This window comes from Bradyrhizobium sp. 215_C5_N1_1 (assembly GCF_052075935.1).
Classification (GTDB): domain Bacteria; phylum Pseudomonadota; class Alphaproteobacteria; order Rhizobiales; family Xanthobacteraceae; genus Bradyrhizobium; species Bradyrhizobium barranii.
This window is the reverse complement of sequence record NZ_CP197228.1, coordinates 3,252,509-3,264,700: the sequence shown is the minus strand read 5'-3', so window position 1 is coordinate 3,264,700 and position 12,192 is coordinate 3,252,509. Positions and strand designations below refer to the sequence as shown.

The following is a 12,192-nucleotide window of genomic DNA, read 5'->3' as shown; positions in this document are numbered from 1 at the left end:
ACCGTAGGCACCGTGAACGCTGGCCTAATCGTCTGGCTGATCCTGATGATTTGAGGCCGCCTCAGTTGGCGGCCTCTTTTCCATCCAGCTTCTCATCGATGTAGGCCCGCGCTCCCTTTGAGGCCGCTCTAGTGGGAGCCATTCCTGCGAAGCGATCTCCTTGCCCGATCCTGGGATAAACAATCCATTCCCATTTTTCTTCGGTGAGTGGCCGGCCATAAAGCCGCCGTCCGGTGCGGTCCTATAGTGGCCCTACTTCGCATCTGCGAGTGGCCGGCATCTAACCGGCGGGTTTTTCTTTGTCCTCGTGCGGCTGCTCGCCACGGTTTTCGGCAGTCTGCTCCGGATCCCCGGGCTTCTTCCCGGCCATGTTCCCAGGATTGAAATGGTACTTGCCGTCCGGATTCTCGCCGGGCTGCTTCTCATTTGGATTTTTATTGTTGTCGTCGGCCATAAGGCTGTTCCTTTAGAGGGAGGAACAACATGCAACAGGGCGGGCAATCCCTTAGTTCCTACCAGTGGCCTACTTTGCAATCCCGAGTGGCCTATTTCGGCAGTACCCGGATGCTGGCCTGGTTTCCGAGCGCGGTGGCCTAGTTTGATTTTCGCGGTGGCCCGATTTGGATTTGAAGAACGGACCGCAAACGAATGTGTTCCGCTAAGCGAACATGAGGTGTAGAGTTCCGTAGAACTTCTGTGCCCCTTGAAAGTTTTAAGCAGAGCGAACTTTGTGACAGGAGGAAGTCATGAAGCGCTTCCGATTCAAACCGGATAGAGTGCTTGGAGAGCGGCTCATCAAGGAAGCCAGACTAGCGCGAGAAAAGGCAGAACAATTGCAGGCGGCCCCAGAGCAAGAGGCTCTTTTGAAGAAGGCCCACGAATCCGATGTCGCCGCCCGCATTGAGGAATGGTTGAAATCATCCGGCTTGCAGCCGCCGAAGTAAGCCCGTCGCGTTGACTCCGCTGGTTCTCGAAACAGCGGGCCAGCGGGCCATGCAAGATCATCTGGTTCAACTTGAGAAGCTGCGGAAGGACGCGGCGGAGTGCGCTCTCATCCGCGACCGACGCCGCTAAGCGCGAACTATTCGACCGCCTCGCAAGTCATCTCACAGTCCTGGCCGACCAAGTTGAAATGGCGATGCTCGAACGGAAGACCGGTTAAGGCCGCCTCAGTTGGCGGCTTCTTTGCCAGCTTCCCGGCGAAGCTTTCGCAAAAGGATTTCGATGTAGCCTTCCAAGTCAGCCACGCTGTCAGCCGACAATCCCTCCGGGAAAAACGCGCAAGCTCGCCATTCATAGAACCACGGAAAAGAAGTGCCCTAATCCGCCTCTGCGCGTGTGAAACGATCTCGTCTCCTGCCCGTATCTATTGGCCTGGGGGATTTCAATGCCCAGTTCGACGCAGCGCCGCCACGCATCCATTTGAGCTTGGTCGCGTTGTGCCGTTGAACCTTCTCGTCATCCATTCGGACTGATCAATATCCGGGATTTTGCTAATCCCTCTCGGGGCTGGAACGCCGCCGCCTGCGCTTCATTTCAAGCGGGCGGCGTTTTCATTTCATTTGTGGCCTGATCTCCACTGAGCGGCGCCGACAGTTTCACACGACTGTCATGGCACGTTCCTAGCATTGTCATGCGACGGGGGTCCGGCGCGCGGCTCTCCGTCCAACCTCGGCCTAGACCACCAGATGGGCGGAGAGCTCGCCGACCTCCTGAACCATGGCGGCACGCCCGGGTTGGTTCGGCATGTATCGCATCCGGTATTTTTGCACCTTCCTCGCCGTGACCGGAATCGGCTTCGTATTTCCGGTCACGCAAACCCGCTTTGTAGGCGGATGAAGCAAGGCCGCCTCAGTAGGCGGCCTGACGGGAACGACTCGAACCAAGGGATTGAGATTCCGGTCTGTGGCGCGACACTCTCGCGCCATCCACCCGGAACGGTCCATCGTACAATGCGCGCGTTGGCGATGGGCCGGGTCTCGTGAGGCCGCCTCGGTTGGCGGCCTCTTTCGTTTCGTGAAGTCTTCCTTCCGCCAAGGAAGCCCCTCCGTACCGACTGGTTGATCCCGATAGATCATCTTGAAGATGCTGGCCGCCGGATCCATGCCGCGCCCGTTCTTTCTGCTTTGGCGACACGCCCAGCTCAATAACATGGCGCTTAGTTGCGGCGGAGCGTGCTGTCCGCATTTGAGCCGTTGTGTCCCAAGTTGAATTCGTCAGTGTCCTAATTCGTAAAAGTTCCGAATGGCGGGACAAATTGAGGACTCGCTAATCCCCTGATCCGAGCGCACACTTTCACCATCACCGCCCGGATCGTGGCTACCATCGGTGACGAGAACGCTCCATCACAGCGCTCCCGCCCCCTCGAACAGGGAGCAGCGCCTTGCAAAGACGGCAACGCATCAGACAATCCGTATCTCTTCAGGACAGGCTGCGGGTCTTCGCTGACGATATCCGTACCCGGGCGGCAGAGCTTTCGCCAGGCGTTCTGAAGGATGATATGCTGAGGAAAGCCCGTCAGGCTGACACTGCATGTCACCTCGAAGAGTGGGTCAATTCCTCGGGTTTGCAGGCACCGAAGTAAGCTGAGCATCATGGCTCAGTATTTTTTCGACCTCAGGTCGGATGGCATCTTCTCGCAGGACAAAGATGGCGTCGAACTGCTGGACGCCGAGGCGGCACACGATATGGCGCTCGGCGCACTTGTCGATGCCGCCCGCGATGCGGTCATGGAAGGTTCAACGGGCCAGCATTTCGCGGTGGAAGTTCGTAACAGAACTGGCCGTGTTCTCGAAGTCACGGCCATTTTCAATTCCAGGATTTTCAGCAAGCAATGATAACGCCGCCTCAGTGGCGGCCTCTTTCACTTGAAGACGTCGTCTTCGCAATCAGCCGAAAGCTCGCGTCAAAGGCCGGTAATCTGGCTAGACAGGCGAATAGTCCTTCGGCAATCCCGTAACAAGTACTGCCCCCACGACGTTCTTTCTTCGAGACAATACTGATTCTCAGAAGTTCGCGGTAGGTGGTGGCCCGATCCCCGCTGCGGCGTCCCGCAACGTGACATAAAACCTTGGCACAGGTTGTGCACACTCATCATCACCGGGGTTTTGCATCCACCTCTCCGGGGCTGGAAAGCCGCCGCCCGCGCGACATTTAAGCGGGCGGCGTTTTTATTGATGTCGCAATCTGACAGCCCCGCTGTCCTAATTAGGACAGCACCCGGATTTGGTGCTGGCTTGTTTCCGAGCGCGGTGGCCTGGTTTGAAATTCACCGTGGCTTGATTTGAAAAGTTCACTTTGGAACTGAAGGTGGCCCGTCTGCATATTAAGTTCGCTGGAACTCAAACCCTGCGGTTAGGACCCGTAAAGACGAGGTTGTGTCATGAAGCAGCGCCGTCGTTTCACGCAGACCGTGTCACTGGAAGAACGACTTGCCGGAGAAGCGAAACGCCTCCGCGAACAAGCTAAAGCCCTCCCTCACGGTCCTCAACGAGAGGACCTCCTCCGCAAAGCCAGACAGGCTGAGACCGGCTCGCACATGAGCGAGTGGCTGAGATCGCCGGGGCTTCAACCGCCCAAGCCAGCCTAGAAGCAGACGCGCCTGAGGTATCTCGTTGCCGGCACAGATCCGGTTTCTGTCCCGGCGTGGTCATTCGCGTTGGCGGCATCAACGCTTGAGGATGAAGGTTTTCCCAATTCCTGCGGCTGGCCCGATGAACCTTGGCACGGGACGTGCAGACAAAACGATATCGGGATTTTACAATTTCCCTCCCGGGGCTGGAAAGCCGCCGTCCGCGCTTCATTTAAGCGGACGGCGTTCTTGCTTCTGAAGCCCAACAAGCAGCCTGTCCTGACTTGATGTTCCGAGTGTCCCAATTGGGACAGCACCCGGGTTTGGGCGTGGTCTGTTTCCGACCTCACTGTCCGATTTTGAAACGAGCCTTTGAAACGAGCCGTGGCCGGATTTGAAGTCGTTCAATTGTCGCGAGGTGAGACAGCACGTCGCGGCAGGACGCAGTCACCCTCCACCTGTCACCGAGCGGCCCTTGGCAATCTACCGGTGATTGAAAACGCCATCACGCTCGCGCCTCGCTTCCCTCTCGGAAAGAAGCAACTCGGCAGAGCTTCGCGAAATCCTCCAAGAGCTCCGCAAGAAACTGAACCAACGCCGGCTCGATTGGCCGCCCCCGTCTTGATCCGTCACCGCGTTGGCGCGGCTGCTGCGGCGACAGAAAGCGAGGGGAACCAGAACACTCTTTCACCAAGGCGGACAAGCGGCCGCTTCGAAACGTCGCGGCCTGCGGGAACAAAGTTCATGCGAATGGACGATGACCGCATCGAGATCGTCTCCCTAGCATTCACGCGCCTCGTTCACTCGCTTCGATTCAAGATGCTCTGCGAACAGGCTCAAACCGAAGAAGGGTCTGCCACTTCCAGCCACGACCGCTTCGATCAACGAGGTACGATGAATGGATCAATTGTACGCCGAGCGGTTCGATAGCTCCCAGAGTTCGGAACACCGCCCATTCATTTCGGTGGCAATACCCACCTTCCGCCGACCGGAGATGGTGCGCCGTGCGATTCAAAGCGTGCTGCAGCAGGAGCACGCCGACTGGGAAATGGTGATCAGCGACGACGAAGGTCCGGAAGGCGCGACTTGGAGCATCCTGTCCGAGCACGCGCGGAGCGACCCGCGCATTCGCGTTATCGAGAACCACCGCGGCCGCGGCCAGGTTGAGAATACCAACAACGCGATGCTCGCATGTCGCGGCGACTGGATCAAAGTGCTGCACGACGACGACTGGCTCACGCCAGGATCGCTTGCGACTTTTGCGGAATTGGCGAGGACGTACCCCGCCGCTGCGTTCATGACCTCCACATCTCATCTCGTTCAGGACAGCGGCATAAGGTACCGGCGAGGACGCCAGGTTTATCTGTATTCGGGCCAGCAGTGCCTGGCGGATCTCTATCTGGCGGGCAAGACCCGATTGCTTGGGATTGTCCCGTCGACCCTGCTGATCAACGGCAAGGTCATCCGGGCCGGTTGCCTGATGCGAAACTACAAGTCGATCAGTTGGGGCGTGGACCAACTGTTCTTTCTCGATCTCGCCTGCCAGGGCGACATGGTGGCGATCGACGACGGTCTTGTGTTCTACGACACGACCAACCACGCGAGCATCACGGCATTGGGATCGTTCCCTCAGATTGACCAGGAGACCATCGAACTCAAGCACCTCGCCTGGAGCCTTCTGGAGGATAAGCGCGGACTTCCCGATCCTGAAACGATGGTGCGTGCATTGCGGGTTGCCCGGCTGCGCACACGGATCCGTCAGCAGCCCCTGAGCGCAACGATCCGCGATGCGCTTCAAATCTTGCGCCCCTCGGTTTTGAAGGCGGCCAATTTGGCGATCCGAGCCTGGGCGCGCGCACCGGGTGCGATTGCAACCTTACCGGGGATCGCTCATTGCACGGATTTCTTGTGAGCTCATTCGGCAGTCCCGGTGTCAGAGTTGCCACAGCTGCGTTTGAGACACCGAGATAGGTGACCGAAAATCAGTCCCTCCCAAAGCCGCTCCCGTCTCCCGATCCGGAGCGCACCGAGGAAGCCGGACGGGAGTATGCCGCGGCCCATCGGTCGCGGGAATTTTTGGCAATACGGCGGACTTGACTGCCGTGCACCCGCGAAGACATCGGGCGCAGCTGTTTCGATGATCGCCAGGCCCTTGCGCTCTCGGTCGGAGATCATCCAACCGATGCCACCCATCCGAATGAAAAAATCTGCCCTGCGAGGGTGCCGGTCAGGCAATACGCACGTCTCCGTGGTCTGCCAATCGAAGACGATAAGGAAACCGTGCCGGCCTCGAGATGCATTTGCGCATGCGAATGCGGGGCAGGAAAATTTGGCAATTATGTGCTGAAACGAACAGAGGCGCGGTGAGGGTCGACTAAACTCGGATTCGCTTGGTCTTTGCCAAGGGCCAAGCATCCCCAAGCGGCCCCGGCCTTCACCCCTATCAAGCCCCACCGGCCGGGGCCGTCTTCAGGGACGAGCCTGTTTCCTGGCGTGGTGGCCTTAGATTTCGGGAGTGACGCGATTTGTGGCGCAGAACACAACCTGACGACGAATAGCTGTGGTAGGATGCGAGGCATTGCAACGCCAAGGGTCGTCAGCGCCCCGCGTGGGAACCGTATTAGGGTTGAGCTGTTGACCTGTTTCATAGATGGGCTCAATTATGATCGACGCTGCTAAATGCGAGGAACTCGCAAATCATTACAAGGTCCTCTCTCAATCGTCCGGGGTTTCGGCGGACAGGGCCTTCCTGTTGAAGAACATCGCCCGGAGCCTCACTGGCGTGGCTAGCCAATTGGACAGGCTTGCCGCCCTGACGAGAGACGAAGCAAGGGTCACGCCGCCACAGATGTAGGCGGACGCAAGGCGGATCGAGACCGTCCGTAAAGACAGCTATGATTGACCTGGTTCAACGGCGCTCGGCGTCCAGGTCTACGATTGCCCAACCTGCAAGCGGCGGTCCTGGCATTCTCGCCGGCCAACGGGACGCCAACCACGCCCGGGGATTGGGACAGTACCCGGATTCCAGCCGCCGAAATAATTAGGAACGGTCCTCCCAAGGCGGGGTTGGCGGCGATACTCTCTCTGAGAGGCGGCGCCATGGTCCGGTACTTTTTCGATATCCGAGACGACACCGGCCTCTATGCCGACGATGAGGGACTGGAGTTTCGAACCCAGCGCGAAGCAGAGATCGAGGCGACGCAGACATTGAGCGGCCTTGCGCGCGACTTGGCGGGACACGAGGATCGAACAGACGTTGCGATCGAAGTCCGCACCGACGCCGGGCGGGTGTTCCAAGCCGCCCTCATCTTCGAGCCGCCGACAACGAAGCAATAGGCCGCCACGGCTCGCCACATTGGGCGTGCACGTCGCGACGGACCGAGGCCGCCTGATCGGTCCATTCCGCGGAGCGCTCGCCCCGCCTCATCTGCGATCTACCTCACTTTGCCCCATCTCGGTCCGCCGCAAGGACGGCGGCTCGTCGTCATGCCTCTGATCGAACTTGAATGTAGCGCTACAATATGTAACGCTCACATCGGTAGCGCTACTTTGCGTACCGTTCGAACAACCTCGGGAGGCACGATGAAGGCAATCCTCAAGATCGCTCTGGCGCTGTCTGTCCTCGCCGGTTCGGTGCCGGCGCAAGCCCAGATATCGAATGCCGCGACGGCATCGGGCGCCCCGAAGGTCGGCGCAAAGGTGACGAGGAAGTCTCAGTTGCACGACGGCTGCCACAGCCGGCATGCCCAGATGATTGGCAAGCCCTGTCGTTAGAAGCCCTGCCGCTAGAAGCCCTGCCGCTAGCGGGCAAGCGATTCAAAGATCAAGTGATTCAAAGATGATGAGAGGCCGCCTCGGTTGGCGGCCTTTTTGATTTTTGCCGATCCTCCGCATTCGTCACCCTTCGACTGAAGATGACGCGCATCAAAGACGCAGCCGCCGTGCGCCGTCATAATTCCGCAATCCTGCGGCATCGAACCTTTCTGCGATGCCCGGCTTTCTTCGAGATCGGATCGCAACGACGGGGACCAGGAACATGACGGAAGACGCGCACCCCAATGCTGTCAGGCGCAATCACCTCCTGGCGGCGGCGCACGAGGAAATGGTGAAATTCGAGCGGAAGGAAAACGAGTTTCGCAAGAAGGACCGCGAAGAGCGCGCCGCCGAACTCCGCCTTCCCCTGGGTGAGATCAAGGTCCACTGAGCCTGCCGACGGGCTTCCGATCTGACCAAGGCTGCGCCGCGATGGGCGGCTAGCCGTCGTACCGGCCGTCGGGAATGCGCGTCGCAGAATTGGGCCGGCAGAGCCAGCCCCTGTTCATGTCGAGGATCCGGCATTGCGCTCGGGGTGCGCCCCGGAGCCATTGCGTGGCATTTAAGGTATCTAAATACCACAACTAAGCCATTGATCGCACAACGAAATCGCCCGACCCCCTACTGTGCATGGGGTTGTTTTCCATGTTTTGAAAGGGCGCGGCGGCGTCCTGGGTGCCCACCCAGGATCGAAGCGCCTGCTTTAGCCCGGTCCGGCCTTGGCTGCCGTCCGCCGGTACGCCTTACAGCAGCGCCAGCAGCACGAGGCCGATCACCAGCACGACGAAGCCAGCCGCCGTCGCGGCGGCGAATGACCGCTCTACGTTATCCATGATGCCACCCCGCTGCCGGCGCACCACGTTTCCCCCATGGCGTCGCCGACGATACGAAATCTCGCCGAGGGGTGTGGCTCCAGTGGTGCGATCGGGTGGCCAAATTGGGACGCGTGCGGGGCCAGTCTGCGGCCTCCCGACGCGGATTTCGGTGCCGGCCGTCAGGCACCCGTAAGCCTGGTCTCCTAGTCTGGCTCTGCCCGGTGGACCAACACCGGGCCTCCATACACAGTCGAGGACCCCGCTCTGCCCCGAGCGGGGTTTTCTGTTTGCGGGCGCGGAGGCGCGGCAGGTTGAAAGCCGATCTGCCGGCCCTGTCAGGCTGTCGTAAGCTCAACCGGCTAGGGTCGTCGGGCTACGGTGTTGCAGCCCAGCACCTCAGCCTCCAATAACCTTTCACCCGCTTGGCTCTCCCCAAGCGGTTTTTTTTCATGCTTGCCGGCCGCCTCACCGAGCCCTCTCCTCTTGCGTCAGCCGCAGCGAGAAGGCGCGGATCGCAGGCGCCGTGAGCAGCACGATCGGCAGCATCGCGGCCCACGCGATCAGCCACGACACCATCCAGTGCGCGAGGAAGACCGTCGCGCCAGAAGCGGGAAAGCTGGCGATGCCCGCCGCGATCAGCGAGGTCAGGCCGGACTGGATGACACCGAAGACGAAATGAGAGTAGCGGCGGGGAATGCCGAGCATGACGCGCCCATGTTGTTTGCCGTCATGAGGCCAAGCAAGGCATATGCCGCAGCACGCATGGAGTGGACTTCGACGCACACCGCCGGCGTCGGATCAGTGCCGCGAATCGGACAGCGGCGCGCGCCGCCTCGCTTCAGTGCAATCGGGCCGCGACGATAGTCCTTCGAAACGCCAGAACGTGACGACGCTGGTCTCGCCGCACTCTTCGCAGACGAGCTTCTCGTCACCGAGCATGAAACGCGCGCGCTTGAAGCTCGATGAGGACGCGGGATGCCGGCAATGGGGACAGGTCAGCGAGAAATTCCGTGCACCCCAGCGCAGCACAAGATGTCTCAGCCAGCTCACACCTTCCCCTTCGTGACATCGCGTTCGAACCGTCGTTCACAAGCAGAGCATAGATATATGACACGCAAAAGTGGAAAAGTATCGACCACACCTGTTCGCTTTGAATGGCGGCGGTAGCAACGCGCGCCGCTTTGGGTTCCACACGATACGGAAAGGAATCCGGACCGCGCCTCGCTCGCAGCGATGTGTCAAATGCGCGGATCCCGCGTTCCGGGGTTCTCCGACCATGAACAAAGTTCCTCGGCGTGGCACGGCAAGGCCGCGTGAATTGCCATGCCTTGCCCGGATTCCGTGCACGGTTTTCGGAACCTAATTTCGTTTGTTTCGGACCGCGCGCGGTTCCAAAGATTACCGTGAATTATCCAAGGCTTACCGCCAAATTTCGCTTGTCGCAGGAATAGGGCGACGCCCAACATGTTCACGGTGAATGGAGGGTGAATCGTGGAGATGACCATGAATCACAGGGGCGTTGAGTTCACTGTTGCCGAGACGGCGCTTCCCGGGGTCTGGCAGTGGCAGTTCCGCATCGGTGACGAGACCAGGACGGGCAAGACCGAGACGAAGATCGATCTGTTGGCGATCCGGCGCGTCCAGTTGCGCATCGATCGGGAGCTGAAGGCGATCGGGCGCAAGACCGCATGAATAGACCACCCGGGCCGGTTTCAGCAGCATACGCGCCCCGCGAGGTCTCGTCCGTAGCGGCCCGGAATTGATCTGTCCCTGGTTTGGGACTGCACTGCGCGCGCCCATGGCCCGGGAGGCGGGACCATCATGTGACCGGTGCCAGCCATGCCGCTCTACTTCTTTCGAATTCGGAACGGCCGCTATTCCGGCTGCGCGGACCAGGCGACGGAATTTGCCGATCGCGATGCGGCCTGGAAGATGATGACCAGCATCTGCGCCGACATGGCCGCCGGCCTCGCGCGCAAGCTCAACGAAAATTCCGAATGGCACATGGAGCTGCTGGACGAGGCCAAGGAGCCCGTGTTCCGGATCCGCATCATCGCCGAATCCTTCGAGGAGACTTGACGTCTAGTCGGCGCTGGGCAGCCGCCGCATGGTGAATTCGATGTCGCCGCCCGGCAGTTCGCGCCAGGTCTCGACCGCGCTCATATAGCCGGCCTTGGGGTAGCGGGCGAAGAAAGCCTCCGCCCTCGCCCGCGCCGCCGGGCGCGGCAGAGTGAAAGTCTCACGCAAGAAGCCGTCGCCGCCGCGCTCGCCCGGCTTGCCGCCCATCTTGCGCCGGCGCGCCATCCGCTCGGCGAGATCCCGCGGACGATCGGCCATGCCGTTCCTCCTCAACGCAATACGCTCTCGGAGATGTAGGAAGCAGGCCGGCCAAAGAGGAGTCCCGGCCGGAGGCATCAGCCGCCTCCGATCGGGGACAAGGTCAATTGGCGGTCGTGCCGGACTTCTTCTTGGGCGCGCTGGTTGCGGCCGATGCCTTCGGCGCAGCCGCCTGCTTCGGCGGGTCGGAACGCATGTTGCCCCAGGGATCGTTGGACGCCTTGGAATCCGGAATCTTCTTCAGCGTTTCCTTGTAGGCCTTGTCACGCTCGGCTTCCGCGGCCTTTTCCTCGGGGGTCTTGCCTGGACCCTCCTGCAGCAAATTGAGATTGGGCATTTGCGCGTAGGCCGGTCCCGCCAGCACGGCCAGCAGCACCGCCGCCATACGGAAAAGCTTCATCATTGACTCCTTGATCATCCATGAAGGGCGGGTCAACCGCGCCTTGTCGTTCTTGTCAACGGCCCGCCAGGGCCGAATGGCGCGCTAGAGCCGGTCCGATCTGCACGATTTCGGCGCCTGCAGCCAGTCGTCCCAAATCGGGCCGCATCTGGTGCACCCGTCCAGCACGAGACCCAGCGCTATCAACCCAAACACGAGGACACACCGACGCAACATCGCCCACCCGCTCCCAAGCCCGGTATCATATCGGGCCAAGTCAGGCATTTTCAAGCCGACAGAGCCGACCGAAGACCGGGTGACTTTGCCGCGCCGATGCGCGCAGAATGGCCGAAACATCCGGCAACACAGGGGGGGACCGACAGCAATGCCATCGCAGCCAGAAGCCCAGTTCGGCATCGCTGAGGCCAGACGCATACTCGGCGAGGTCTTTGCGCCCTGGGTCCAGGATCTCAACCTCGCCGTCGAGCGCCTCGAGCACCTGCCGCCGCCGGACGAGCCGGACTGGCAGCCGGGCGCGCTCCTGCGCATGCCATTCTCGGAGCGGCTGTGCCGCAACGGCGGCGTGGTGTGCGGCCAGGCGCTGATGGCGCTTGCCGATACCGCGATGGTGATCGCGAACCTCGCCGCCAATCGCGGCTATCGTCCGATGACGACGGTCGACCAGACCACGCATTTCATGCGCGCAGTCTCCTCCTCGGATGTGCTCGCCGACGCGCGCGTGGTGCGGCTCGGACGCACCATGAGTTTTGGCCGCGTCACGCTGCTCTCGGCCACCGACAACAAACAGGTGGCGATGGTGTCGAGCGCGTTCGCGATGCTGCCGGGCTGAGCATCATCCAAAAAGAAGAGAGCCGCGTGAGCGCGCAAGGCGCTCCGCGGCTCTCCAATCAATTTCGCATCGAAGCGAGGGACTGAAGCGCGGTTGCGTCCGCGCTTCGGTCGGCTTCGGGAATTACTTGCCGAGAATTTCGTCAGCCGCGGTGACGACGCTAACGGTCGGATTCTTTCCGCAATAAGCACCGAACTTCTTGGCGTTCTCGATGAACACCTCGGTGTCGATGATCGCGTTGTCCTCGTCGCCCTTGTACCAGCCGTCCATCCAGGTCAGCACGACCGCGATGTTGTCTTCGCCGCTCTCGAGGAACTGCTTGCAGGTCATGGTCGAGAGGTCCCACTTGACGGCGTGGGCGGGCATCGATGACAGCGAGAGCGCTGCGGCGAACAGAAGCGAAAGCGTGGTCTTCATCAATATCTCC

At 60.6% G+C, this 12,192-nt stretch carries 15 protein-coding genes; 9 read left to right on the top strand and 6 right to left on the bottom strand.

Annotated features, from left to right (window positions below; translation table 11 throughout):
• Positions 1-280 precede the first annotated feature (280 nt).
• On the bottom strand, positions 281-454 hold the full coding sequence (locus AB7G19_RS15310) for a hypothetical protein (protein WP_166091088.1): 174 nt from the start codon (positions 452-454) through the stop codon (positions 281-283).
• 292 nt (positions 455-746) lie between these two features.
• On the opposite strand from AB7G19_RS15310, the gene AB7G19_RS15305 reads away from it, so the two are divergent.
• From AB7G19_RS15305 to AB7G19_RS15280, 6 genes are all read left to right on the top strand, one after another.
• Positions 747-944, top strand: a complete 198-nt coding sequence (locus AB7G19_RS15305) for a hypothetical protein (RefSeq protein WP_063982347.1) — start codon at positions 747-749, stop codon at positions 942-944.
• A gap of 1,650 nt (positions 945-2,594) precedes the next feature.
• Complete coding sequence (locus AB7G19_RS15300) at positions 2,595-2,837, top strand: DUF6894 family protein (protein WP_085404277.1); 243 nt, start codon at positions 2,595-2,597, stop codon at positions 2,835-2,837.
• Between the two features lie 1,632 nt (positions 2,838-4,469).
• On the top strand, positions 4,470-5,483 hold the full coding sequence (locus tag AB7G19_RS15295) for a glycosyltransferase family 2 protein (protein WP_085404276.1): 1,014 nt from the start codon (positions 4,470-4,472) through the stop codon (positions 5,481-5,483).
• Between the two features lie 1,187 nt (positions 5,484-6,670).
• A complete protein-coding gene (locus AB7G19_RS15290; RefSeq protein ID WP_063986255.1) occupies positions 6,671-6,907 on the top strand; it encodes a DUF6894 family protein in 237 nt (78 codons plus the stop codon).
• A 246-nt stretch (positions 6,908-7,153) separates the two neighbouring features.
• Positions 7,154-7,345, top strand: a complete 192-nt coding sequence (locus AB7G19_RS15285) for a hypothetical protein (protein WP_085404274.1) — start codon at positions 7,154-7,156, stop codon at positions 7,343-7,345.
• Between the two features lie 262 nt (positions 7,346-7,607).
• The gene (locus AB7G19_RS15280) at positions 7,608-7,775 is read left to right on the top strand and encodes a hypothetical protein (protein WP_094184405.1); all 168 of its coding nucleotides are present in this window, start codon (positions 7,608-7,610) and stop codon (positions 7,773-7,775) included.
• Between the two features lie 889 nt (positions 7,776-8,664).
• Here AB7G19_RS15280 and AB7G19_RS15275 read toward each other — a convergent pair.
• Entirely contained in the window at positions 8,665-8,904 is a 240-nt protein-coding gene (locus AB7G19_RS15275) for a DUF2798 domain-containing protein (RefSeq protein WP_441267915.1), read from the bottom strand.
• A 93-nt stretch (positions 8,905-8,997) separates the two neighbouring features.
• Positions 8,998-9,249, bottom strand: a complete 252-nt coding sequence (locus AB7G19_RS15270) for a hypothetical protein (RefSeq protein ID WP_148312138.1) — start codon at positions 9,247-9,249, stop codon at positions 8,998-9,000.
• 453 nt (positions 9,250-9,702) lie between these two features.
• Here AB7G19_RS15270 and AB7G19_RS15265 point away from each other — a divergent pair, with 453 nt between their 5' ends.
• Together AB7G19_RS15265 and AB7G19_RS15260 are read left to right on the top strand one after the other, a co-directional pair.
• Positions 9,703-9,891: a hypothetical protein gene (locus tag AB7G19_RS15265; RefSeq protein WP_085404370.1), complete on the top strand. Its 189-nt coding sequence runs from the start codon at positions 9,703-9,705 to the stop codon at positions 9,889-9,891.
• Between the two features lie 147 nt (positions 9,892-10,038).
• Positions 10,039-10,278 carry a DUF6894 family protein gene (locus AB7G19_RS15260; RefSeq protein WP_028152656.1) on the top strand — a complete coding sequence of 80 codons (240 nt, stop codon included), beginning with the start codon at positions 10,039-10,041 and terminating at the stop codon, positions 10,276-10,278.
• Positions 10,279-10,281: 3 nt separating this feature from the next.
• Here the strand turns inward: AB7G19_RS15260 and AB7G19_RS15255 are convergent, their stop codons facing one another.
• Positions 10,282-10,536 carry a hypothetical protein gene (locus AB7G19_RS15255; protein ID WP_085404272.1) on the bottom strand — a complete coding sequence of 85 codons (255 nt, stop codon included), beginning with the start codon at positions 10,534-10,536 and terminating at the stop codon, positions 10,282-10,284.
• A gap of 103 nt (positions 10,537-10,639) precedes the next feature.
• Positions 10,640-10,936: a hypothetical protein gene (locus tag AB7G19_RS15250; protein WP_081369444.1), complete on the bottom strand. Its 297-nt coding sequence runs from the start codon at positions 10,934-10,936 to the stop codon at positions 10,640-10,642.
• Positions 10,937-11,300: 364 nt separating this feature from the next.
• Here AB7G19_RS15250 and AB7G19_RS15245 point away from each other — a divergent pair, with 364 nt between their 5' ends.
• Positions 11,301-11,765, top strand: a complete 465-nt coding sequence (locus AB7G19_RS15245) for a PaaI family thioesterase (RefSeq protein WP_085404271.1) — start codon at positions 11,301-11,303, stop codon at positions 11,763-11,765.
• Between the two features lie 123 nt (positions 11,766-11,888).
• Here AB7G19_RS15245 and AB7G19_RS15240 read toward each other — a convergent pair whose 3' ends face one another.
• The gene (locus AB7G19_RS15240) at positions 11,889-12,182 is read right to left on the bottom strand and encodes an HdeA family protein (RefSeq protein WP_014494092.1); all 294 of its coding nucleotides are present in this window, start codon (positions 12,180-12,182) and stop codon (positions 11,889-11,891) included.
• Between the last annotated feature and the right edge of the window lie 10 nt (positions 12,183-12,192).

Excerpts from the sequence above, each read along its gene's own strand:
- AB7G19_RS15310 (WP_166091088.1), bottom strand. The coding sequence starts at position 454 with ATGGCCGACGACAACAATAAAAATCCAAATGAGAAGCAGCCCGGCGAG.
- AB7G19_RS15305 (WP_063982347.1), top strand. The coding sequence starts at position 747 with ATGAAGCGCTTCCGATTCAAACCGGATAGAGTGCTTGGAGAGCGGCTC.
- AB7G19_RS15300 (WP_085404277.1), top strand. The coding sequence starts at position 2,595 with ATGGCTCAGTATTTTTTCGACCTCAGGTCGGATGGCATCTTCTCGCAG.
- AB7G19_RS15295 (WP_085404276.1), top strand. The coding sequence starts at position 4,470 with ATGGATCAATTGTACGCCGAGCGGTTCGATAGCTCCCAGAGTTCGGAA.
- AB7G19_RS15290 (WP_063986255.1), top strand. The coding sequence starts at position 6,671 with ATGGTCCGGTACTTTTTCGATATCCGAGACGACACCGGCCTCTATGCC.
- AB7G19_RS15285 (WP_085404274.1), top strand. The coding sequence starts at position 7,154 with ATGAAGGCAATCCTCAAGATCGCTCTGGCGCTGTCTGTCCTCGCCGGT.
- AB7G19_RS15280 (WP_094184405.1), top strand. The coding sequence starts at position 7,608 with ATGACGGAAGACGCGCACCCCAATGCTGTCAGGCGCAATCACCTCCTG.
- AB7G19_RS15275 (WP_441267915.1), bottom strand. The coding sequence starts at position 8,904 with ATGCTCGGCATTCCCCGCCGCTACTCTCATTTCGTCTTCGGTGTCATC.
- AB7G19_RS15265 (WP_085404370.1), top strand. The coding sequence starts at position 9,703 with ATGAATCACAGGGGCGTTGAGTTCACTGTTGCCGAGACGGCGCTTCCC.
- AB7G19_RS15260 (WP_028152656.1), top strand. The coding sequence starts at position 10,039 with ATGCCGCTCTACTTCTTTCGAATTCGGAACGGCCGCTATTCCGGCTGC.
- AB7G19_RS15255 (WP_085404272.1), bottom strand. The coding sequence starts at position 10,536 with ATGGCCGATCGTCCGCGGGATCTCGCCGAGCGGATGGCGCGCCGGCGC.
- AB7G19_RS15250 (WP_081369444.1), bottom strand. The coding sequence starts at position 10,936 with ATGAAGCTTTTCCGTATGGCGGCGGTGCTGCTGGCCGTGCTGGCGGGA.
- AB7G19_RS15245 (WP_085404271.1), top strand. The coding sequence starts at position 11,301 with ATGCCATCGCAGCCAGAAGCCCAGTTCGGCATCGCTGAGGCCAGACGC.
- AB7G19_RS15240 (WP_014494092.1), bottom strand. The coding sequence starts at position 12,182 with ATGAAGACCACGCTTTCGCTTCTGTTCGCCGCAGCGCTCTCGCTGTCA.